Below are 22,412 nucleotides of genomic sequence, written 5' to 3'. Positions count from 1 at the left end.
TCCATGACGGCAGGGAGGCGTGCTTTCATGAGGACGTGAGACCAGCCCTGCTCCGTAGCTCCGACGGCGTGATCGCCGGCGTGTGCGCCGGCCTGGCCACGCACCTCGGAGTGAAGCGGTCCTGGGTCCGGGTGGCCATGGCCGTCCTGACCCTCGCCTCCGGCGCGGGCCTCGTGCTCTACGCCTGGCTCTGGATCTTCGTCCCCACCGCAGCGGATCGCGCGGCGCAGGCGGAGCGCCGCACAGGTCCGGCCGCCTTCATGCATGACGTCATCGGCGCGGGCGCGGGCGCGGGCGCGCAGGCGGGCGCTGCCGTACCCGCAGGAGCCCGCGGCGCATCACCGTCGCACGCCGGCGCGGTGTCCGGGGCTCAGACCCCACCGGCCGGCCGGGCCGCGGGTCAGTCGGCGAGCGAGCACTGGCGGGAGTGGACGCTCGGCGCGGGCCGGCGGGAGATCCTGTTCGGCACGGCCCTCCTGCTCACGGCGGCCGTCGTGATCCTGCAGCTGCTCGGAGTGCGCGTCGACTGGGGGTTCTTCGTCCCCATCGCCGTGGTCGCCACCGGCGCCGCCCTCGCGTGGTCACAGCTGGACGACGTCCGGCGTGCGCGCGTCATGGACCGGGCGGGAGCCGAGCGGGCCGGCGGTCCGCTGCGCCTTCTCGCCGGGATCGTCCTGGTCGTCACGGGTGTGCTCGTGGCGCTGTCCAGCAGCGGCTCATGGACCCTGACAGTGGCGACCGTGGTCGCCGTCCTCGCCGTCCTGGCGGGCGTGGGGCTGGTGCTGGCGCCGTGGGGGCTCGCCTTCTGGCGGGATCTGGAGACCGAGCGCGAGGCTCGCGTCCGTGAGACGGAGCGGGCGGAGATCGCCGCGCACCTGCACGACTCCGTCCTGCAGACCCTCGCGCTCATCCAGAACAGGGCCGGTTCCGAGACCGACGTCCTGCGTCTGGCGCGCGCCCAGGAGCGTGAACTGCGCCAGTGGCTGTTCGCGGACCCGGCGCGGGATCCCGGCAGCCTCGCCGAACGTCTGAGGGTCACGGCGGGCGAGGTCGAGGACCTGTACGGGCATCCGGTGTCCGTCGTCGCCGTGGGCGATGCGGAACCGGGGCCGGCGGGGGATGCCCTGGCGCAGGCTGCCCGCGAGGCGATGCTCAATGCCGCACGGCATGCGGGCGGGCCCGTCTCGGTGTATCTCGAGGCCTCACCCGGCGCCGTCGAGGTGTTCGTACGGGATCGCGGCGCCGGGTTCGATCCGGGCGCGGTGCCCGCGGACCGGGCGGGTATCCGCGAATCCATCCACAGCAGGATGCGGCGCCACGGCGGCTCGTCGGAGATCAGGAGCGACGACGACGGCACGGAGGTGCGCCTGCGCCTGCCACGGACGATGCCTCCTACGACGCCGGCCGCGGCACCCTCCTCCCAGCCCGGTGCGGCGCCCGTCGACGCGGGCCGAGCATGACGGGCTGTTCCTGTCGGGATACCGGATCCCGCGAGCAGGCCGGACGGCGACACACCCATCACCGCGCGGATAACTGCGCGGATCATTGGGTGGATGACTGGATGGATGAATGCGAGGATCGCCCGGGAACGACCGTGAGGACGATGTCCGGGAGTACCCGGACGAGGAGGTGGGCGGGACCATGACAGGGGACAGCAGAACGGACGAGAGCAGGCCGGACGGCGACCTGGCAGCAAGGTCATCAGGGCCGGCGACGGTCTCCGTGGTGATCGTCGACGACCACGGCATCTTCCGCTCGGGCCTGCGCGCCGCGCTGGGGTCCGCCATCACCGTGCTCGGCGAGGCCGCGACGGTCGAGGAGGCGGAGGCGGTCATCGCAGCTACCGCGCCCGACGTCGTGCTCCTCGACGTGCACCTGCCCGGCGGGAGCGGCGGGGGCGGGGCCGAGGTGATCCACCGTTGCACCCGGCGCGGAGCGGCGTCCCGGTTCCTCGCGTTGAGCGTCTCGGACTCGGCCGAGGACGTCGTGGCGGTCATCCGTGCCGGCGCTCGCGGTTACGTGACCAAGACGATCTCCGGTCCCGAGATCACCGACGCCGTCCAGCGGATCGCGTCGGGGGACGCCGTGTTCTCGCCCCGGCTCGCCGGCTTCGTGCTCGACGCCTTCGGTACGGCCTCCGTGGCCGTGGACGACGAGCTCGACCGACTCTCCGCGCGCGAACTGGAGGTCATGCGGCTGATCGCCCGGGGCTACAGCTACAAGGAGACCGCGAAGGAGCTGTTCATCTCGGTCAAGACGATCGAGACGCACGTCTCCGCGGTGCTCCGGAAGCTGCAGCTCTCGTCCCGCCACGAACTCACGCGCTGGGCCACGGAGCGCAGGCTCCTGTGACCTCCGCGGACGGCGTGTGCGGATGGTGTGTGCGGACCGTCGGTGGCCCGGGCGGCCGGGCGGGCAGCTCCGCGTCCTAGGTCGCGGAGCCCAGGAACTCCTGCAGGCGGCCCACGCCGGTCGCGAGGTCGTCGTCGCCGAGTGCGTAGGAGAGGCGCAGGTAGCCGCTCGGCCCGAACGCCTCGCCGGGGACCACCGCGACCTCCACCTTCTCGAGGATCAGCGCGGCCAGCTCCGCGGAGGTCGCGGGCCTCACGCCGTCGAGGCTCCGGCCGAGGAGCGCGCGGACGTCGGCGTAGGCGTAGAAGGCACCGTGCGGGGTGGGGCAGTCCACGCCGTCGATCGCGTCCAGCGCCGAGACCATCGCGCGACGACGGCGGTCGAACGCCGCCTTCATCTCCTCGACGGCGGTCAGAGGCCCGGACACCGCGGCGAGGGCGGCCATCTGCGGCACGTTGGAGACGTTCGAGGTCGCGTGGGACTGCAGGTTCGTCGCGGCCTTCACCAGGTCGGTCGGGCCGACCATCCATCCCACGCGCCAGCCCGTCATGGCATAGGTCTTCGCCACGCCGTTGAGGATGACCACCTTGTCCGCGAGCGCGGGCGCAGCCGTCGCGATCGAGGTGAACGGTACGCCGTCGTACGTCAGGTGCTCGTAGATCTCGTCCGTCACCACCCACAGGCCCCGCGCCGAGGCCCACTCACCGATCTCGCGGACGGCGTCGGCGCCGTACACCGCGCCCGTGGGGTTGGACGGCGAGACGAACAGCAGCACCTTGGTGCGTTCGGTCAGGGCCGCCTCGAACTGGTCGACGGTCACGAGGTATCCCTGCTCGGGGCCGGCGAACACCTCCACGGGCACGCCTCCCGCGAGCCTGATCGCCTCCGGGTAGGTGGTCCAGTACGGCGTGGGGACCAGCACCTCGTCGCCGGGATCCAGCAGCGCCGCGAACGCCTCGTAGACGGCCTGCTTGCCGCCGTTGGTCACCAGCACCTGCGCGGGGTCCACCGCGTAGCCCGAGTCCCGCAGGGTCTTCTCGGCGATGGCCTGCTTGAGCTCGGGCAGGCCTCCCGCGGGGGAGTAGCGGTGAAATCTCGGCTGCCGGGCCGCGGCGACGGCCGCCTCGACGATGTAGTCCGGTGTGGGGAAGTCCGGTTCTCCCGCGCCGAAGCCGATCACGGGGCGTCCAGCCGCCTTCAGCGCCTTGGCCTTGCCGTCGACGGCGAGCGTGGCGGACTCCGCGATGGACCCGATCCGCCGGGAGATCCGGGGAAGCGCTGCGCGGGTGGAGTCGTGGGTCATCGCGTTCATCGGGTCCCGTTTCCGTGGCGTTGGAGGAGTCGTTGGCTGCTCCCAGCTTAGGCGGGGCGCCCACGGCGGCCGAAGGCAGCGTGCCGGGCGCCGTCATGAAGCGGACGCGAAGGAGCAGGGCGCCGCGATGCCGCGGGCGGGGAGGCGAAGCGGTGCGCCCCACCCCTGGGTTCGACGTTCCGCCGCTCCATGCGTAGACTTGACCCTCGGTGTTGAAACACCATGATGGTTCGTGCCCTCGGGGAGCGGCCCGATCATGGTGACGACCCGAAGGGTAGTGGCGCAATTGGTAGCGCAGCGGTCTCCAAAACCGCAGGTTGCAGGTTCGAGTCCTGTCTGCCCTGCGCGTGGCCCTCGCAGATGTTCGGTGAGGGTACGGCAGAAACAGATCACGAAACCCCGGTGCAGGCACAGGCCCCGCGCGGCGGTAAACATGATCAGCTGAGGGCGCCACTGGTGGTCCGGCTGGGAGACCACACAGATTGATGAGGTTGACGGTGACCGATACGGCTGCGAGCAGCTCCCAGGGAAGCCCTTCCGAGAAGAAGGCTCCCACGCGAGGGTTCTTCGGACGCATCATGCTGTTCATCCGTCAGGTCTTCGCGGAACTCGGCAAGGTGGTCACCCCGACCCGCCGGGAACTGGTCAGGTTCACCATCACCGTGCTCGTCTTCGTGGTCATCATGATGCTCCTCGTGACCGGCCTGGACCTCCTGTTCGGGCGCGGGGCGATCTGGGTGTTCGGCGGCAACTGACGCCGCGACCCCGGTCGACGGTCCTCCGTAGGACCCGAGGCGGCGCCCGAGCGTACGCAAGCAGAACAACTCCCGAAGAATGTCAGAAAGCAGGCGGCTAGGTGTCCGAGCAAGAACTCGAACGGCAGATCACTCCCGAAGATGGTCTGGAGAACGAGGAGTACGGAACGGAGGGGGAGGCCGAGGGCCCCGCCTCCGACGTACCTGCTGACGATTCCGACGCCTACCCCACAGCGACCGATGTCGCTGCAGGGGACGGCCTGCTCGCGGACGACGTCGAGGCCGACCCGGCCGCCGGATCCGACGAGCTCGGCATCGACGAGGCCGGAGCTGACGGGGTCGACACCGAGGACGGAGTCGACACCGAGGACGGGGCCGACTCCGAGGAGACCGACGCCGATGCCGACGGTTCGGAGGACGCGGACGCCGAGGAGGCTCCCGTCGTCGATCCCGTCGCGGAGTTCAAGGCCAAGCTCCGTCGCCAGGACGGTGACTGGTACGTCATCCACTCCTACGCCGGCTACGAGAACCGCGTGAAGGCCAACCTCGAGACCCGTATCCAGACGCTGGACATGGAGGATTTCATCTACGAGATCCAGGTCCCGATGGAAGAGGTCGTCGAGATCAAGAACACGCAGCGGAAGATCGTCAACCGCGTGCGCATCCCGGGCTACGTGCTCGTGCGGATGGAACTGACGGACGAGTCCTGGGGCGCCGTGCGCCACACGCCGGGCGTCACGGGCTTCGTGGGCAACGCTCACAACCCCGTTCCGCTCAGCCTGTCCGAGGTCTTCTCGATGCTCGAGCACACGATCGTCCACATGGACGCCGAGTCGGGCAAGCCGGTCCAGCCCGCTTTCACCCCGGCGACGGTCAACTTCACGGTCGGCGAGCCCGTGACCGTCAACGAGGGACCCTTCGAGACCCTCCAGGCCACCATCTCCGAGATCAAGCACGAGTCGCAGCAGCTCGTCGTGCTGGTCTCGATCTTCGAGCGCGAGACCCCGGTCACGCTCTCGTACACGCAGGTCACGAAGATCCAGTAAGCTTCGTCGCCTCCCGGCTCGCTTAGCCGGGGAGCGACGTCAGGCCGTCACGCCATGACGGCCACCACCCCGCGCGGACGCTCCTGTCCCGCGGGATCGCAATGCAAGAGAAGGACCCTTTCATGGCCCCCAAGAAAAAGGTCACCGGCCTCATCAAGCTGCAGATCAATGCAGGCGCCGCCAACCCGGCTCCTCCCATTGGTCCCGCGCTCGGTCAGCACGGTGTCAACATCATGGAATTCTGCAAGGCGTACAACGCCGCCACGGAGTCCCAGCGCGGCAACGTCATCCCCGTGGAGATCACGGTGTACGAGGACCGCTCGTTCACCTTCATCACCAAGACCCCGCCGGCAGCCGAGCTCATCAAGAAGGCAGCCGGAGTCGCCAAGGGATCGGGCACGCCCCACACGGTGAAGGTCGCCAAGCTGACCAACGCGCAGGTCGAGGAGATCGCCACCATGAAGATGGACGACCTCAACGCCAACGACGTCCAGGCAGCTGCCAAGATCATCGCCGGCACCGCCCGCTCCATGGGCATCACGGTCGAGGGCTGACGCACCTCGACATCCGCCCCGGCCGGTCCCTCCGGCCAGGGCACACCACCACCAGACGGCACGACGACGACGCTCCGGCGTACGACGGCGTGAGTGGCAGGGCCCAGCGCGGTCCGACGACCACGACTGCATAAGGAGAACAAGCAGATGGCACAGCGCAGCAAAGCATATCGAGGAGCCGCCGCGAAGATCGAGGCGGACAAGCACTACGCCCCCCTCGAGGCGGTCGTCCTCGCGAAGGAGACCAACCCCTCCTCGTTCGACGCCACGGTCGAGGTGTCACTCCGCCTCGGAGTGGACCCCCGTAAGGCGGACCAGATGGTTCGCGGAACGGTGAACCTTCCCCACGGCACGGGCAAGACCGCCCGCGTCCTGGTCTTCGCCACCGGTGAGAAGGCAGAGGCCGCGATCGCTGCCGGCGCCGACTTCGTCGGTTCCGACGACATGATCGAGAAGGTCTCGGGCGGCTGGACCGACTTCGACGCCGCCGTTGCGACCCCGGACCTCATGGGCAAGGTGGGACGCCTCGGAAAGATCCTCGGCCCCCGCAACCTGATGCCGAACCCGAAGACCGGCACGGTCACGGCCGACGTCGCGAAGGCGGTCACCGACATCAAGGGCGGAAAGATCGACTTCCGCGTGGACAAGCACTCGAACCTCCACTTCATCATCGGCAAGGTCTCCTTCCAGGAGCAGCAGCTGGGCGAGAACTACGCTGCGGCGCTCGAGGAGATCCTCCGCCTCAAGCCGTCGGCCTCGAAGGGACGCTACATCCAGAAGGCGACCGTCTCGACGACTTTCGGTCCCGGCATCCCGGTCGACCCGGCCGTCACCAAGGTGTTCGCCGTCTAGGTCGACCCACGCTCACGGAAAAGCCCTGCGGCATGCGCCGCGGGGCTTTTCTGTGCCCGGGAGGTGGAACGCGGAGGAGAACGCCTTCATGCTCGACGTCAATACGGCGCTGGGGTTCCGTCCGTCCGGACGCACCGCGGGCTGGCAGAAGGTCACCGCGACGGCCTGATTTGGTGAGCACTCCCGGCGTCCCGTACGCTTGGAGGACCAAAGACCGTCGGTCGATCCCTTTCCGCTTCCGAGCAGCGCACCCGTGCGTCGTGATGAAGAAGGACGAGGATCCGAAAGTTCCCGTGAGGGACGGCCTACGCAGGTGAACGAAGCTTCTCCCCACCGGCCTTGCGCCCGTGTCGAGCCCAGCCCCGTGCATCTGCGCGGGGCGTTTTTTATTGGGGCTGGCACGCCCGGCGCCTATTCCCGGAAGGAGGGTTATGGCAACGCCTACAAAGGTTTCCGCAGTGGATGAGATCACCACCGATTTCAACGAATCCACCGCTGCTGTCCTGACCGAATACCGTGGACTCACCGTTGCAAAGCTGAAGGAACTGCGTCGCGCCCTCGGTGCCGACACCAAGTTCTCGGTCGTCAAGAACACCCTGACCGGCATCGCGGCGAAGGAAGCAGGCATCGACGCGTTCGAAGGCCAGCTGTCCGGACCCACCGCGATCGCCTTCATCAAGGGCGACGCCGTTGCAGCAGCGAAGAGCCTCACGGATTTCGCGAAAGCCAACCCGAAGCTCATCATCAAGACCGGCATCTTCGAGGGCAAGGCTCTCGAGGCCTCCGAGGTCGTCGCCCTGGCAGCACTCGAATCACGTGAGCTCCAGCTCTCGCGCGTCGCAGCCGTCCTCAAGGCACCGATGTCCGCTCTCGCGCGGACTGCCGACGCCCTGCGGGTCAAGCTCGAGGAAGAAGGCGGAGCCGCATCGGCGGACGACGCCGGAACCCCCGCCGCCGAGGAAGCTGCTGCTCCTGCAGACGCCGCTCCCGAAGCCCCCGCCGCAGAGGAAGCTGCTGCACCCGCAGACGCTGCTCCTGAAGCCCCCGCTGCCGAGGAAGCCGCTGCGCCCGAACAAGCGTAGTTCTTCTCGACCCCCTCATGCTCACGGTGCCCAGCACCACTAACGGAAGGACGCCACTCATGGCGAAGCTCACCAACGAAGAGCTCATCGAAGCTTTCAAGGAACTGTCCATCATCGAACTCTCGAACTTCGTCAAGTTGTTCGAGGAGACCTTCGACGTGACCGCTGCTGCGGTCGCCGTCGCAGGCCCCGCCGGTGGCGGCGCCGACGCAGTCGAAGAGGAGCAGACGGCATTCGACGTCATCCTCGAGGCTGCAGGCGACAAGAAGATCGCAGTGATCAAGGAAGTTCGCGCGCTCACCTCGCTCGGCCTCAAGGAAGCCAAGGACGTCGTCGACAGCGCGCCCAAGGCCGTCCTCGAGGGCGCAACGAAGGAAGCTGCCGAGAAGGCCAAGGAGTCCCTCGAGGCTGCCGGCGCCACCGTCACGCTCAAGTAGTAGTACCGACGCATCGTCCCGTTCGACGGGACACGCATCACCCGAAAGGCCCCGCTTCCTGCGAAGCGGGGCCTTTCATGTTCTCAGCGGGTCCCCTCCGGCTCCGGCGCGGACGCGGGTGGCTTGTGCCCGGAGGTCAGGCCAGGGGTCGCCGCGGTCGGGGGCGTCGGGGAGGGGCTAGCGCCAGAGCAGCAGGGCCTCGCCCTGGCCGCCGCCGCCGCACAGGCTTACCGCCGACCGCCCTCCACCGCGACGCGTGAGCTCCATGGCCACATGCAGGGCCAGGCGCGCACCTGATGCGCCGATCGGGTGGCCGAGGGCGATCGCGCCTCCGTGGATGTTGCACTGCTCGAGCGGGTACCCGAGATCCTTCAGCGACTGCACGGCCACCGATCCGAAGGCCTCGTTGATCTCGATGAAGTCGAGCTCCGCCGCCGTCCAGCCCGCGCGCTCCAGCGCCTGCGCGATCGCCGCCGACGGTTGTGAGTGCAGGGTGTTGTCCGGTCCGGCGACCTGACCGGGCTTCCCGACGACGGCGAGGACGGTCAGCCCCGCCTCTTCCGCGTAGGACCGCGAGGTGAGCACGAGCGCTGCGGCGCCGTCGGACAGCGGCGACGAGTTGCCCGCCGTGATGGCGCCATCGGGGTTGAACGCCGGCCGCAGGGCACCGAGTGATTCCACCGTGGTGGCCGGTCGGATGCCTTCGTCCGTGGTGAGGACGAGGTCGTCGCCCTTGCGCTGCTTCACCGTGACGGCCACGATCTCCTCGGCCAGGACGCCGCTCTCCGTCGCCGCTGCGGCACGCTGGTGGGACGCCGCGGCCACGCCGTCCTGCGCAGCGCGGTCGATCTCCAGCCGCACGTTGCCGCGCTCGGTGGAGGCGCCCATCGACTCGGCGTCGAAGGCGTCGGTCAGGCCGTCGTGGGCCACGGAGTCGAGCGCCTGGATGGATCCGTAGGTCCAGCCCTGGCGCGAGCCGGGCAGCAGGTGAGGCCCTCGCGTCATCGATTCCTGCCCACCGGCGACCACCACGTCGGCCTCGCCGGCCCGGATCAGGCGCGCGGCGTCGATGACGGCGGTGAGCCCGGAGAGGCAGACCTTGTTCAGGGTGGTCGCGGGGACGTTCCAGGGGACGCCCGCCTTCACGGCGGACTGCCGCGCCGGGTTCTGACCGCACCCCGCCTGGACCACGTGACCCATCAGGACGGCGCCCACGGACGCGGGGTCGACACCCGAGCGCTCGAGCGCGCCCCGGATGGCGAGTGCGCCGAGCTCGACGGCGGTGAAGGACGCGAGCTGACCGTTGAGGCGCCCCTGGGGTGTCCGGGCACCTCCCACGATCACGACGTCGTCGGGTGCGGGCGTGGGTGTCGCCATGGCGATGCTCTCTTTCGTCCTTGAATGATGCCGTGGTGTCCTGGGGCGCTGCCCCGGGGCGTATCGTGCGGGGGTGGAGCGTCAGGCGGACGTGCGTGGCCCGGGCCCGTCGGCGCCCTGCGGGTAGAGCAGGGGGAGCTGGAGGGTGAGCCACGGGCTGAAGGCCCAGGGGGTGGCGGTGACGGCCCGGACGAGCTCCGCGGCGTCGACCCACTGCACGTCCATGACCTCGTCGGGCAGCGGATCGACCGCACTGTCGGCCATCGCCGTGTACACCGGGCAGATCTCGTTCTCGACGATCCCCGAGGCGTCGACCGCCCGGTACCGGAAGTCCGGCAGGGCCGGCCTGATGTCGCGGACGGTGAAACCGAGCTCCTGCGCCGCGCGACGATGCACGGCGTCCTCGAAGGCCTCACCGGGGGCGGGGTGTCCGCAGAACGAGTTGGTCCAGACGCCGGGCCAGGCCTTCTTGCCCAGCGCACGGCGCGTGACCAGGATGCGGCCGGCGTCGTCGTAGACGTGGGTGGAGAACGCGAGGTGCAGCGGGGTGTCGAGGGTGTGGACGGTCGCCTTCTCGTGCGTCCCGAGCGGAGTGCCGTCCTCGGCGAGCAGGACCACCAGTTCGGCGGCGCCGTCCGCGGCCGTGCCACCCGTGACGTCCTGCTGCATCGTCCCTGCTTCGCTCGCCATCATGGCTCTCTTCCCGCTGTTCGTCCGTGCACCCCGCGGCCCGTCGGCTCGGGCCCGTGGGCCGCCGTCGTCCGTCCGCGTTTCGTCAGGCGCGCCTCATCCGTTGTTTACTTTACCTATGGACATGGACACTCTGCTGGTCGAGCCCGCCGGGCTCCAGCAGGTCGAGGGTGCCCTCGAGCGTCTGTTCGAGGAGTCGAAGGTCCGCGCCGCGAAGATCGGCCCCGGGTACCACGCGCTCTGGGAGACCCTCGAGCGGTGCACCGCCGGCGGCAAACGGTTCCGTCCGCGCCTGGTGATGTCCGCCTACCAGACGCTCGGCGGGCGTGACCTCGAGAACGCCGCCGTCCTCGGCGCCGCGTTCGAGCTGCTGCACACCGCACTGATCGTGCACGACGACGTCATCGATCGGGACTTCGTGCGCCGCGGCATCCCCAACGTGTCCGGCCGGTACCGCAATCTCGCGGAGGCGGCGGGCATCGCTCCCGCAGGCGCGCAGCACATCGGCATCTCGGCAGGCGTGGTGGCCGGTGACCTCGCCCTCTCCAACGCCCACCGTCTGCTGGACCGCGTCCACGCGGAACCGGCGATGCGCCGCAGCCTCGGCGACATCTTCGACGAAGCGGTGTTCGCCTCGGCCGCGGGGGAGTTCCTCGACATCGAGACGTCCCTGACCTCCGAGATGCCGCCGCTCGACGAGATCGTCCACATGGCGCGGCTGAAGACCTCGGTGTACTCGTTCGAAGGTCCCCTGCAGGCTGGCGCGGTCCTCGCCGGCGCGGAGGAGGAGGTCATCGTGCGCCTGGGCGACTTCGGCCGTGACGCGGGGATCGCCTACCAGATCGCAGACGACCTCCTCGGCGTCTTCGGCAACGAGACCCGGACCGGCAAGACGAACTGGGGTGACCTCCGGGAGGGCAAGCGCACGGCCCTGCTCGCCTATGTCGCGGCACGGCCCGAATGGGCCAGCATCTCCTCGCTCGTCGGCAGCCCCGGCATGTCCGCGGCCGACGCCGACGTGGTGCGCCGCGTCCTGGTGGACAGCGGGGCGAAGCAGTACTCGGTAGACCTCGCGGCCGAGTACGCGGACCGCGCCCGGACGCACCTGGACGCCGACGTGATCCCCGCTGCCATGCGGCACGCCCTCGACCCCGTGGTGACGGCGCTCGTGGACCGGGTGCACTGAGTGGGCATCGACGACTCCCTCGCGCGGTACAACGCCGCCGCGCTCAAGACCTCCGCGGAGGTCATCCGCTGCTACTCGACGTCCTTCGGGCTCGCCTCCCGGATCCTCGACCGCACCACGCGCGGCCACATCGAGGCCGTGTACGCCCTCGTGCGCGTCGCCGACGAGATCGTCGACGGCGCCGCCGCGGGAGCTGGTGTGTCACCCGACGGCGTACGGGCACTGCTCGACGGCCTCGAACGCGAGACGGAGCACGCCATGGCCACGGGCTACAGCGCGAACCTCGTGGTCCACGCCTTCGCCGTCACGGCACGCACCACCGGGATCGACGTCGACCTGACACGCCCCTTCTTCGCATCCATGCGGGCCGACATCACCCAGCACGAGCACACCCAGGAGTCGTTCGACGTCTACGTCTACGGATCCGCGGAGGTCGTCGGCCTGATGTGCCTGCGGGCGTTCCTCGTCGGCCGCCCGGTCACCCCGGGGGAGGACGCCGTGCTCGTCGACGGTGCCCGCCATCTCGGTGCCGCCTTCCAGAAGATCAACTTCCTGCGCGACCTCGCGGAGGACTTCTCGACCCTCGGGCGCAGCTACTTCCCCGGCGTCCGCCCGGGAAGCTTCACCGAGGCGGACAAGGCACGGCTGCTGGACGACATCGACGAGGACCTCAGGATCTCGGCCGCGGCCCTTCCGGGGCTCCCCGCGACGCCGCGGCGCGCCGTCGCCCTGGCCCAGGGACTCTTCACGGAGCTCGCCCTCCGGTTGCGGCGCACGCCCGCCGACGACCTCCTGAGGGCGCGCGTCCGGGTGCCCAACCCGGTCAAGGTCCGCATCATGGCGCAAGCTTTCGCCGGTCGCGCGTTACCGGGACTCACCGCGCACGAGAGGATGGCATGACCACGACAGCTTCACCGAACAGGGGAACACGTCCGCGCGTCGGCGGACAGGACGTCGTCGTCATCGGCGGCGGTATCGGAGGGCTTGCGACGTCGGCCCTGCTGGCCAAGGAGGGCCACCGCGTCACGCTGCTCGAGAAGCGTGACCAGGTGGGCGGCCGCGCCGGGTCGTGGGAGCAGGACGGCTTCCGCTTCGACACCGGCCCGTCCTGGTACCTCATGCCCGAGGTGATCGATCACTTCTTCAAGCTCATGGGCACCAGCGCCGCCGAGCAGCTGGACCTCGTGAAGCTGGACCCCGGGTACCGGGTGATCTTCGAGAAGGGCCTCGACACCGTCGACGTCCCCGCCGACCGCGAGGCCGTCACCAAACTGTTCGAGTCCATGGAGGCCGGTGCCGGCCAGCAGCTCTCGCGCTACCTCGACTCGGCCGAGGACGCCTACGAGATCGCGAAGAAGCGCTTCCTCTACTCCACCTTCCAGTCCTTCCTGCCGTTCTTCAGGCCTGACGTGCTGCGGAGGCTCCCGCGCATCGGGTCGCTCCTCCTGCAACCCCTGCAGTCCTTCGTCGAGAAGCGCTTCAAGGACCCCCGGATCCAGCAGATCCTCGGCTACCCGGCCGTGTTCCTCGGCAGCTCGCCGTTCGACGCACCGAGCATGTACCACCTGATGAGCCACCTCGATCTCGACGACGGCGTGCTGTACCCGATGGGCGGCTTCACCACGCTGATCGAGGCGATGCGCCGCGTCGCCGAGGAGGCAGGCGTCGACATCCGGACGCAGGCCGACGTCGTCTCCATCGACACCGACGCGCGGACACCCGGGCGCTCACCCCTCGACCGGAAGGTCGCGACGGTCCGCTCGGTCACCTACGCCTCGAAGGGTGCGACGACGACGATCGACGCCGACATCGTCGTCTCCGCCGCCGATCTGCACCACACCGAGACCACGCTGCTGCCGGGCGAGCTGCAGACCTACCCGGAGAAGTACTGGGACACGCGCGTGCCCGGGCCGAGCGCCCTGCTCCTTTACCTCGGCGTCCGTGGGGGCCTGCCGCAGCTCGAGCACCACACGCTGCTCTTCACGACCGACTGGCGGGACAACTTCGGGCGCATCTTCGGCAAGGAGACCTCCGTGCCGTCGCCCGCGTCCCTCTACGTCTGCCGACCGAGCGCCTCCGATGACTCCGTGGCGCCGGAAGGCCATGAGAACGTCTTCGTGCTGGTGCCCATCCCGGCAGACGTCACCATCGGCAAGGGAGGGCTCGAGGGCGGGGGAGACGCACGCGTCGAGGAGTTGGCCGACACCGTCGTGCAGCAGATCGCCGACTGGGCCGGCATCCCGGATCTCGCCGAACGCATCGTGGTCCGTCGCAGCTACGGTCCGCAGGACTTCGTGGAGGATCTCAACGCCTGGCGCGGCACGTCCCTCGGGCCGGCACACATCCTCAAGCAGAGCGCGTTCTTCCGGGGCTCGAACCGCAGCGCGAAGGTCGACAACCTGTTCTACGCCGGCAGTTCGACCGTCCCCGGCATCGGCATCCCGATGTGCCTCATCAGCGCCGAACTGATCGTCAAGCGCCTCCGCGGGGACACCAGCACGGGTCCCCTGAGGGAGCCGGCCCTGGGGTAGGAGGGTGCGTCCGCGCTGCCCACAGCGGGCGCGCCGGGCTTGACGCACCAGGGGGAAAGAGGCTAGTGGACTTTCGCTGCGGCGTGCCGTAGTGTAGGTCTTTGCGTCTTCCCTCTAAACCTCAGCCTTCATATAGCGGTGGGCTTTGCTCTGCTCTCGTCGTCTACCTGGCCACACGGTTCGGGTTCACGCGGACGGACGACAGGTGAGTACCGAAAACCCCGCAGCATCCTGCGGTGGCGGTACTGAGGCGGAGCGCTGACAAGCCTGACGGTCTGTGGAAGGACTCCTCTTGGTCGCCTCGAGCACCTCAAATAATGCAACCGCTACCAGCCAGGTCGACGCCGACGGCGCCGCACCACGGCTCTCATTCGCAAAGATTCACGAACCGCTTGACGTCCCCAACCTCCTCGCCCTGCAGACGGACAGTTTCGACTGGCTCGTAGGCAACGAGCGCTGGAAGGCGCGCGTGGAAGAGGCGTTGGAGAAGGGCCTGCAGGGTGTGGCCACCACGTCCGGGCTCGCCGACATCTTCGAGGAGATCTCCCCGATCGAGGACTTCCAGGGCACCATGTCCCTGAGCTTCTCGGAGCCCGAGTTCGCGGACCCCAAGTACACGATGGCCGAGTGCAAGGATCGCGACGCGACCTACTCGGCGCCGCTGTACGTCAAGGCCGAGTTCATGAACAACAACACGGGTGAGATCAAGCAGCAGACCGTGTTCATGGGTGACTTCCCCCTCATGACCGACAAGGGCACGTTCGTCATCAACGGCACCGAGCGCGTCGTCGTGTCGCAGCTCGTCCGCTCGCCGGGTGCCTACTTCGAGCGCACCGCCGACAAGACCAGCGACAAGGACATCTTCAGCGCGAAGATCATCCCGTCGCGCGGTGCCTGGTTCGAGCTCGAGATCGACAAGCGCGATCAGGTCGGCGTCCGCCTCGACCGCAAGCGCAAGCAGTCCGTCACGGTGCTCCTGAAGGCCCTCGGCTGGACCGAGGGGCAGATCCTCGAGGAGTTCGGGCAGTACGACTCCATCCGCGCCACCATGGAGAAGGACGCCACGGAGACCCGCGAGGACGCCCTCCTGGACATCTACCGCAAGCTCCGACCGGGCGAGCCCCCCACGGTCGAGGCTGCCCAGACGCTCCTGGACAACCTGTACTTCAACGCCAAGCGCTACGACCTCGCGAAGGTCGGACGGTACAAGATCAACCGCAAGCTCGGCATCGACAAGGACCTCACGGACTCCGACGCCTCGGTGCTGAACATCGACGACATCGTCGCGATGATCAAGTTCCTGGTCGCGCTCCATGCCGGTGAGAAGACCCTCGGCGGCAAGCGTGACGGCGGCGACGTGGAACTCCGCGTCGAGGTCGACGACATCGACCACTTCGGCAACCGTCGCATCCGCGCCGTGGGCGAGCTCATCGAGAACCAGGTCCGTACGGGCCTCTCCCGCATGGAGCGCGTCGTCCGCGAGCGGATGACCACGCAGGACGTCGAGGCGATCACGCCGCAGACCCTGATCAACATCCGTCCCGTCGTCGCCGCGATCAAGGAGTTCTTCGGGACGTCCCAGCTGTCGCAGTTCATGGACCAGAACAACCCGCTCGCCGGACTGACGCACAAGCGTCGCCTGTCCGCACTGGGCCCGGGTGGTCTGTCCCGTGACCGCGCCGGCATGGAGGTCCGCGACGTGCACCCGTCGCACTACGGCCGCATGTGCCCCATCGAGACCCCTGAAGGCCCGAACATCGGCCTCATCGGTTCGCTCGCGTCCTACGGCCGCATCAACGCGTTCGGGTTCATCGAGACCCCGTACCGCAAGGTCGTCGACGGCATCGTCACCGAGCAGATCGACTACCTGACGGCGGACGACGAGGTGGAACGCCTCATCGCGCAGGCCAACGCCCCGCTGGCCGCTGACAACACGTTCGTCGAGGACATGGTCCTCGTGCGTACCCGCGGTGGCTCCGGCGAGCCCGTCCTCGTCACGCCCGACGAGGTCGAGTACATGGACGTCTCCCCGCGCCAGATGGTCTCCGTCGCCACCGCGATGATCCCGTTCCTGGAGCACGACGACGCGAACCGCGCCCTCATGGGTGCGAACATGCAGCGCCAGGCCGTTCCCCTGCTCCGTTCCGAGCGTCCCCTCGTGGGCACCGGCATGGAGAAGAACGCGGCCGTCGACGCCGGTGACGCCGTCACCGCGACGAAGGCCGGTGTGGTCAAGGAGGTCTCGGCCGATCTGGTCAGCGTCCTCAACGACGACGGCACCGAGACGAACTACCCGATCATGAAGTTCGCCCGATCGAACCAGGGCAACGCGTACAACCAGCGCGTCCTGGTCTCCGAGGGCGACCGCCTCGAGTTCAACACGATCATCGCCGACGGTCCCTCGACCGATCAGGGCGAGCTCGCGCTGGGCAAGAACATGCTCGTCGCGTTCATGTCCTGGGAGGGTCACAACTTCGAGGACGCGATCATCCTGTCGCAGCGCATCGTCTCGGACGACGTCCTGACGTCGATCCACATCGAGGAGCACGAAGTCGATGCCCGCGACACCAAGCTCGGTGCCGAGGAGATCACGCGTGACATCCCGAACGTCTCCGAGGAGGTCCTCGGGGCCCTCGACGAGCGCGGCATCATCCACATCGGTGCCGAGGTCGAGGCCGGCGACATCCTCGTCGGTCGTGTCACCCCGAAGGGCGAGACCGAGCTGACCCCGGAGGAGCGCCTGCTGCGCGCCATCTTCGGCGAGAAGAGCCGTGAAGTCCGCGACACCTCGCTGAAGGTCCCCCACGGTGAGTCGGGAACCGTCATCGGCGTGCGCATCTTCGATCGCGACAACGACGACGAGCTGCCCCCGGGCGTCAACCAGCTCGTCCGCGTGTACGTGGCGCAGAAGCGCAAGATCACGGACGGCGACAAGCTCGCCGGTCGCCACGGCAACAAGGGCGTCATCTCCAAGATCCTGCCGATCGAGGACATGCCGTTCCTCGAGGACGGCACGCCCGTGGACATCGTGCTCAACCCGCTCGGCGTCCCCGGACGCATGAACGTGGGCCAGGTGCTCGAGATCCACCTCGGCTGGGCCGCCAAGCAGGGCTGGAAGATCGACGGCAACCCGGAGTGGTTGAAGAACCTCCCGAACCTGCCCCGTGAGATCGACACCACCACCGTCGCCACCCCCGTGTTCGACGGCGCCACCGAGGACGAGATCGTCGGCCTCCTCGGCTCCACGAACGTGACCCGCGACGGCGACCGCCTGATCGGCGAATCCGGCAAGGCGCGTCTGTTCGACGGCCGCTCCGGCGAGCCGTTCCCCGACCCGATCTCCGTCGGCTACATGTACATCCTGAAGCTCCACCACCTGGTGGACGACAAGATCCATGCCCGTTCCACCGGCCCGTACTCGATGATCACGCAGCAGCCGCTGGGTGGTAAGGCGCAGTTCGGTGGCCAGCGCTTCGGTGAGATGGAGGTGTGGGCCCTCGAGGCCTACGGTGCGGCGTACACGCTGCAGGAACTCCTGACGATCAAGTCGGACGACATCCACGGACGCGTCAAGGTGTACGAGGCCATCGTCAAGGGCGAGAACATCCCCGAGCCGGGTGTCCCCGAGTCCTTCAAGGTCCTCATCAAGGAAATGCAGTCGCTCTGCCTGAACGTGGAAGTCCTCTCCACCGACGGCACCACGATTGAAATGCGTGACTCGGATGAAGAAGTCTTCCGGGCCGCGGAGGAACTGGGCATCGACCTTTCACGGGCCGAGCCGAGTTCTGTCGAGGAAGTTTAGGTTTCACCCGACCGGTCCAGTCCGGTACCCGGAACGGCGGCAACGAAATTTCTGCGGCCGCAGGCGGCCTTGAAATATTAAAGCCGCCTTCCTCCGGGCACCTCCCTGGACCGGTGGGGGACTCAGCTCCCCGCCGCACCCCACGAGACTTCAAGAATTTAGAGAACAAAGAGAGAACAGGGACCCTATGTCCAGCGAATCCTCCTTCGGCCTCATGCGAATCGGCCTTGCCACCGCGGACGAAATCCGCGGTTGGTCCTACGGCGAGGTCAAGAAGCCGGAAACCATCAACTACCGCACGCTCAAGCCCGAGAAGGACGGCCTCTTCTGCGAGAAGATCTTCGGCCCTTCCCGTGACTGGGAGTGCTACTGCGGCAAGTACAAGCGCGTGCGCTTCAAGGGCATCATCTGTGAGCGCTGCGGCGTCGAGGTGACGCGTGCGAAGGTGCGCCGTGAGCGCATGGGGCACATCGAGCTCGCCGCTCCCGTCACGCACATCTGGTACTTCAAGGGCGTGCCCTCACGTCTGGGCTACCTGCTGGATCTCGCTCCGAAGGACCTTGAAAAGGTCATCTACTTCGCCGCGTACATGATCACCTCGGTCGACGAGGAGAACCGCCACACCGAACTGCCGAACCTCCAGGCCGAGCACGACCTCGAGAAGAAGCAGATGACGGACCAGCGCGACTCCGACATCGCCGCGATCGCCAAGGACCTCGAGGACGAGCTCGCCCGTCTCGAGGGAGAGGGCGCCAAGGCCGCCGACAAGAAGAAGGCCCGCGACTCCGCCGACCGCCAGATGGCGAACGTCCGCAAGCGCGCGGATGCCGACATCGAGCGCCTGGTCCAGGTGTGGGAGCGGTTCAAGACCCTCAAGGTCGCCGACCTCGAAGGTGACGAGGGCCTGTACCGCGAGCTCCGTGACCGCTACGGATTGTACTTCGAGGGCTCCATGGGTGCCGAGGCGATCAAGAAGCGCCTCGAGAACTTCGACATGCCCGCCGAGGCAGAGATGCTCCGCGACGTCATCCAGAACGGCAAGGGCCAGCGCAAGACGCGTGCCCTGAAGCGACTCAAGGTGGTCAACGCCTTCCTGACGACGACGAACAGCCCGCTGGGCATGGTCCTCGACGCCGTGCCGGTGATCCCGCCGGAGCTGCGCCCGATGGTCCAGCTCGACGGTGGCCGTTTCGCGACGTCCGACCTCAACGACCTGTACCGCCGTGTCATCAACCGCAACAACCGCCTCAAGCGCCTGCTCGATCTCGGTGCCCCCGAGATCATCGTCAACAACGAGAAGCGCATGCTGCAGGAAGCGGTCGACTCCCTGTTCGACAACGGTCGTCGTGGCCGTCCTGTCACCGGACCGGGCAACCGTCCCCTGAAGTCCCTCTCGGACATGCTGAAGGGCAAGCAGGGTCGTTTCCGCCAGAACCTCCTCGGCAAGCGCGTCGACTACTCGGGCCGTTCGGTCATCGTCGTCGGCCCGCAGCTGAAGCTGCACCAGTGCGGTCTGCCCAAGCAGATGGCCCTGGAGCTCTTCAAGCCGTTTGTGATGAAGCGCCTGGTGGACCTCAACCACGCGCAGAACATCAAGAGCGCCAAGCGCATGGTCGAGCGCTACCGCCCCCAGGTGTGGGACGTGCTCGAGGAGATCATCACCGAGCACCCCGTGCTGCTGAACCGTGCACCCACCCTGCACCGTCTCGGCATCCAGGCGTTCGAGCCGCAGCTCGTCGAGGGCAAGGCACTCCAGCTCCACCCGCTGGTCTGTGGTGCCTTCAACGCTGACTTCGACGGCGACCAGATGGCAGTCCACCTGCCGCTGAGCCCCGAGGCCCAGGCCGAGGCGCGCATCCTGATGCTCTCCTCGAACAACATCCTGAAGCCGTCCGACGGCCGTCCGGTCACCCTGCCCTCGCAGGACATGATCATCGGTCTGCACCACCTCACCACCAAGCGTGAGGGAAGTGCCGGCGAGGGTCGCGTGTTCACCAGCATGGCCGAGGCCATCATGGCCTTCGACATGGGCTCGCTCCACCTCAACTCGGTGGTCCGGATCCGCGTGGACAACTTCGTGCCGAGCGCCGACATCGCCGCTCCCGAGGGCTGGGAGCAGGGTACGCCCGCGCTCATCGAGACCTCCCTCGGGCAGGTCCTGTTCAACGAGACGCTTCCACTGGACTACCCCTGGGTGGAGAAGGTCGCCGACAAGGGCCAGCTCTCGACGATCGTCAACGATCTCGCGGAGCGGTACCCGAAGGTCGTCACGGCTGCCACGCTGGACAACCTGAAGGACGCCGGCTTCTACTGGGCAACCCGCTCGGGCGTCACCGTCGCCATCTCGGACATCTCCGCGCCCATCAACAAGGCCGGGATCATGGAGGGCTACGAGACGCAGGCCGCCAAGGTCCAGTCGCAGTTCGACAAGGGCCTGATTGCCGACGAGGAGCGCCGTCAGGAGCTCATCGACATCTGGAACAAGGCGACCAACGAGGTCGCCGCGTCCATGCGCGCCGCCATGCCGAAGGACAACACCATCAACCGCATGGTGTCCTCCGGTGCCCGTGGTAACTGGCTGCAGGTCCGCCAGATCGCCGGTATCCGTGGCCTCGTGGCCAACCCGAAGGGCGAGATCATCCCGCGCCCGATCAAGTCCTCGTACCGCGAGGGCCTGTCGGTCCTGGAGTACTTCATCGCCACGCACGGTGCCCGTAAGGGTCTGGCCGACACCGCTCTGCGTACCGCCAACTCGGGGTACCTGACGCGTCGCCTGGTCGACGTCTCGCAGGACGTCATCGTCCGCGAGGACGACTGCGGTACGGAGCGTGGCCTGAAGGTCGTCATCGCCGTGCCGAACGCCGACGGCGAGCTGGTGCTGCACGAGGAGGTCGAGAACTCGGCGTACGCCCGTACGCTGGCGACCGACGTCGTCGACTCCAAGGGCGCCGTCCTGGCAGCCGCGGGATCGGACCTCGGGGACGTCGTCATCGGCGAGCTCTTCGAGGCCGGTGTCACCGACATCAAGGTCCGCTCGGTCCTGACCTGCGAGTCCAGCGTCGGCACGTGTGCCCTCTGCTACGGCCGCTCGCTCGCGACCGGCAAGACCGTGGACATCGGAGAGGCCGTCGGCATCATCGCCGCACAGTCCATCGGTGAGCCCGGCACGCAGCTGACCATGCGTACGTTCCACACCGGTGGTGTGGCATCGGCGGAGGACATCACCCAGGGTCTGCCCCGTATCCAGGAGCTGTTCGAGGCGCGTACCCCCAAGGGTGTCGCCCCGATCTCCGAGGTCTCCGGCCGCGTCACCATCGAGGATGCCGAGAAGCAGCTTCGCCTGGTGGTCACGCCCGACGACGGGTCCGAGGAGATCGCGTACCCGGTCCTGCGCCGTGCACGCCTCCTGGTGTCCGACGGCGACCACGTCGAGGTCGGGCAGCAGCTCGTCTTCGGTGCGGTGGACCCGAAGCAGATCCTCCGGATCCTCGGCCCCCGTAAGGCCCAGGAGTTCCTGGTGGACGAGGTCCAGCGCGTGTACCGCAGCCAGGGCGTCGGCATCCACGACAAGCACGTGGAAGTCATCGTCCGGCAGATGCTCCGTCGCGTCACCGTGATCGAGTCCGGCGAATCGGACCTGCTCCCCGGTGAGCTGGCCGAGCGTCGCCGCTTCGAGGACGAGAACCGCCGCGTGGTGTCCGAGGGCAAGAAGCCGGCCTCCGGCCGTCCCGAGCTCATGGGTATCACCAAGGCGTCGCTCGCCACCGAGTCGTGGCTGTCGGCCGCTTCCTTCCAGGAGACCACGCGTGTCCTCACGCAGGCCGCCATGGAAGGCAAGAGCGATCCGCTGCTCGGCCTCAAGGAGAACGTCATCATCGGTAAGCTCATCCCGGCCGGTACCGGCCTGGACCGCTACACGAAGGTCACGGTCGAGCCCACCGAGGAAGCGAAGGCGAACCTCTTCACCGGTCCGAGCGCGTTCAGCGACTTCGACTACGCCGGTGTCGAGGGTGGCCTCAGCCCCGAGTTCCACGCGATCCCGCTGGACGACTACGACATGGGTAACAGCGACTTCCGCTAGGATGTCGTCGTCGCCGGGGGCAGTGCTCTCGGCGACACCCCCAGGTTCCGCGGACGCACCGCCGCCGTCGGGACAGGGAGACAGGCCCCGGACCATCTGGTCCGGGGCCTGTCCCGTCTCCGGGCCCGTGCCCTCGAGGTTCGACGGCACGGCAGGCGCCAGACGCGAGGCCTCCCAGGCCTGTGCAGGTCGGGCTCGGGGGAGGGCGCCGGGCGGGCCACCGTCCACGCTCTGGTAGACTGGGGCGTAATTGTTTGTGTGGCAGTGGATTGGCGTTGCGAAACGTATCTCCGTGTTGTACGTAGGTTGTACAACGAATGCCACGCTTTTGCACGCCTGCAGTCGTTTCGGCAGC

Annotated in this window: 16 protein-coding genes and 1 tRNA gene; 14 read left to right on the top strand and 3 right to left on the bottom strand. The window is 68.1% G+C overall.

Annotated features, from left to right (window positions below; genetic code table 11):
• Positions 1 to 35: 35 nt before the first annotated feature.
• Positions 36 to 1,460, top strand: coding sequence for an ATP-binding protein (locus tag AC4D16_RS05860; RefSeq protein WP_490954267.1), 1,425 nt, complete (start codon positions 36 to 38; stop codon positions 1,458 to 1,460).
• Positions 1,461 to 1,641: 181 nt separating this feature from the next.
• Complete coding sequence (locus AC4D16_RS05855) at positions 1,642 to 2,352, top strand: response regulator (protein ID WP_490948770.1); 711 nt, start codon at positions 1,642 to 1,644, stop codon at positions 2,350 to 2,352.
• A gap of 76 nt (positions 2,353 to 2,428) precedes the next feature.
• On the opposite strand, the gene AC4D16_RS05850 is transcribed toward AC4D16_RS05855, so the two are convergent.
• Positions 2,429 to 3,655, bottom strand: coding sequence for a pyridoxal phosphate-dependent aminotransferase (locus AC4D16_RS05850; RefSeq protein WP_490954266.1), 1,227 nt, complete (start codon positions 3,653 to 3,655; stop codon positions 2,429 to 2,431).
• A 280-nt stretch (positions 3,656 to 3,935) separates the two neighbouring features.
• Here AC4D16_RS05850 and AC4D16_RS05845 point away from each other — a divergent pair.
• From AC4D16_RS05845 to rplL, 7 genes are all read left to right on the top strand, one after another.
• Positions 3,936 to 4,008 (top strand) — tRNA-Trp (locus tag AC4D16_RS05845).
• Positions 4,009 to 4,161: 153 nt separating this feature from the next.
• Complete coding sequence (gene secE / locus AC4D16_RS05840) at positions 4,162 to 4,419, top strand: preprotein translocase subunit SecE (RefSeq protein WP_490948321.1); 258 nt, start codon at positions 4,162 to 4,164, stop codon at positions 4,417 to 4,419.
• 101 nt (positions 4,420 to 4,520) lie between these two features.
• Positions 4,521 to 5,465, top strand: coding sequence for a transcription termination/antitermination protein NusG (gene nusG, locus AC4D16_RS05835; RefSeq protein WP_490954265.1), 945 nt, complete (start codon positions 4,521 to 4,523; stop codon positions 5,463 to 5,465).
• Positions 5,466 to 5,587: 122 nt separating this feature from the next.
• On the top strand, positions 5,588 to 6,019 hold the full coding sequence (gene rplK / locus AC4D16_RS05830) for a 50S ribosomal protein L11 (RefSeq protein WP_490948323.1): 432 nt from the start codon (positions 5,588 to 5,590) through the stop codon (positions 6,017 to 6,019).
• 147 nt (positions 6,020 to 6,166) lie between these two features.
• Entirely contained in the window at positions 6,167 to 6,871 is a 705-nt protein-coding gene (rplA, locus tag AC4D16_RS05825; RefSeq protein WP_490948325.1) for a 50S ribosomal protein L1, read from the top strand.
• A 431-nt stretch (positions 6,872 to 7,302) separates the two neighbouring features.
• Complete coding sequence (gene rplJ / locus AC4D16_RS05820; protein WP_490948326.1) at positions 7,303 to 7,953, top strand: 50S ribosomal protein L10; 651 nt, start codon at positions 7,303 to 7,305, stop codon at positions 7,951 to 7,953.
• Positions 7,954 to 8,012: 59 nt separating this feature from the next.
• Positions 8,013 to 8,390 (top strand): 50S ribosomal protein L7/L12, encoded by a 378-nt coding sequence (rplL, locus tag AC4D16_RS05815; RefSeq protein WP_490948327.1) that lies wholly within the window; start codon positions 8,013 to 8,015, stop codon positions 8,388 to 8,390.
• 177 nt (positions 8,391 to 8,567) lie between these two features.
• On the opposite strand, the gene AC4D16_RS05810 is transcribed toward rplL, so the two are convergent.
• Both AC4D16_RS05810 and idi read right to left on the bottom strand, forming a co-directional pair.
• The gene (locus AC4D16_RS05810; RefSeq protein ID WP_490954264.1) at positions 8,568 to 9,767 is read right to left on the bottom strand and encodes an acetyl-CoA C-acetyltransferase; all 1,200 of its coding nucleotides are present in this window, start codon (positions 9,765 to 9,767) and stop codon (positions 8,568 to 8,570) included.
• 81 nt (positions 9,768 to 9,848) lie between these two features.
• On the bottom strand, positions 9,849 to 10,436 hold the full coding sequence (gene idi / locus AC4D16_RS05805) for an isopentenyl-diphosphate Delta-isomerase (protein WP_490954263.1): 588 nt from the start codon (positions 10,434 to 10,436) through the stop codon (positions 9,849 to 9,851).
• 145 nt (positions 10,437 to 10,581) lie between these two features.
• Between idi and AC4D16_RS05800 the strand changes: the two genes are divergently transcribed.
• The 5 genes from AC4D16_RS05800 to AC4D16_RS05780 all read left to right on the top strand — a co-directional run bounded on the left by AC4D16_RS05800 (position 10,582) and on the right by AC4D16_RS05780 (position 22,057).
• Positions 10,582 to 11,643 (top strand): polyprenyl synthetase family protein, encoded by a 1,062-nt coding sequence (locus tag AC4D16_RS05800; protein ID WP_490954262.1) that lies wholly within the window; start codon positions 10,582 to 10,584, stop codon positions 11,641 to 11,643.
• Positions 11,644 to 12,543 (top strand): phytoene/squalene synthase family protein, encoded by a 900-nt coding sequence (locus tag AC4D16_RS05795; RefSeq protein ID WP_490954261.1) that lies wholly within the window; start codon positions 11,644 to 11,646, stop codon positions 12,541 to 12,543. It abuts the gene before it with no gap.
• Entirely contained in the window at positions 12,540 to 14,174 is a 1,635-nt protein-coding gene (gene crtI, locus AC4D16_RS05790; protein ID WP_490954260.1) for a phytoene desaturase family protein, read from the top strand. The genes AC4D16_RS05795 and crtI overlap by 4 nt, the downstream gene beginning before the upstream one ends.
• Positions 14,175 to 14,466: 292 nt before the next feature.
• The gene (rpoB, locus tag AC4D16_RS05785; protein ID WP_490954259.1) at positions 14,467 to 17,976 is read left to right on the top strand and encodes a DNA-directed RNA polymerase subunit beta; all 3,510 of its coding nucleotides are present in this window, start codon (positions 14,467 to 14,469) and stop codon (positions 17,974 to 17,976) included.
• Between the two features lie 187 nt (positions 17,977 to 18,163).
• Positions 18,164 to 22,057 (top strand): DNA-directed RNA polymerase subunit beta', encoded by a 3,894-nt coding sequence (locus tag AC4D16_RS05780; protein WP_490954258.1) that lies wholly within the window; start codon positions 18,164 to 18,166, stop codon positions 22,055 to 22,057.
• Positions 22,058 to 22,412 lie beyond the last annotated feature (355 nt).

Source organism: Arthrobacter sp. TJ-236, assembly GCF_058269235.1.
Note: the sequence above shows the minus strand (reverse complement) of the source record. Positions and strands in the feature narration are given on the sequence as shown.

Bases quoted from the DNA above. Each gene is read 5' to 3' on its own strand.
- AC4D16_RS05855 (WP_490948770.1), top strand. From the start codon at position 1,642: ATGACAGGGGACAGCAGAACGGACGAGAGCAGGCCGGACGGCGACCTG.
- AC4D16_RS05850 (WP_490954266.1), bottom strand. From the start codon at position 3,655: ATGACCCACGACTCCACCCGCGCAGCGCTTCCCCGGATCTCCCGGCGG.
- rplK (WP_490948323.1), top strand. From the start codon at position 5,588: ATGGCCCCCAAGAAAAAGGTCACCGGCCTCATCAAGCTGCAGATCAAT.
- rplA (WP_490948325.1), top strand. From the start codon at position 6,167: ATGGCACAGCGCAGCAAAGCATATCGAGGAGCCGCCGCGAAGATCGAG.
- rplJ (WP_490948326.1), top strand. From the start codon at position 7,303: ATGGCAACGCCTACAAAGGTTTCCGCAGTGGATGAGATCACCACCGAT.
- rplL (WP_490948327.1), top strand. From the start codon at position 8,013: ATGGCGAAGCTCACCAACGAAGAGCTCATCGAAGCTTTCAAGGAACTG.
- AC4D16_RS05810 (WP_490954264.1), bottom strand. From the start codon at position 9,767: ATGGCGACACCCACGCCCGCACCCGACGACGTCGTGATCGTGGGAGGT.
- idi (WP_490954263.1), bottom strand. From the start codon at position 10,436: ATGCAGCAGGACGTCACGGGTGGCACGGCCGCGGACGGCGCCGCCGAA.
- AC4D16_RS05800 (WP_490954262.1), top strand. From the start codon at position 10,582: ATGGACACTCTGCTGGTCGAGCCCGCCGGGCTCCAGCAGGTCGAGGGT.
- crtI (WP_490954260.1), top strand. From the start codon at position 12,540: ATGACCACGACAGCTTCACCGAACAGGGGAACACGTCCGCGCGTCGGC.
- AC4D16_RS05780 (WP_490954258.1), top strand. From the start codon at position 18,164: ATGTCCAGCGAATCCTCCTTCGGCCTCATGCGAATCGGCCTTGCCACC.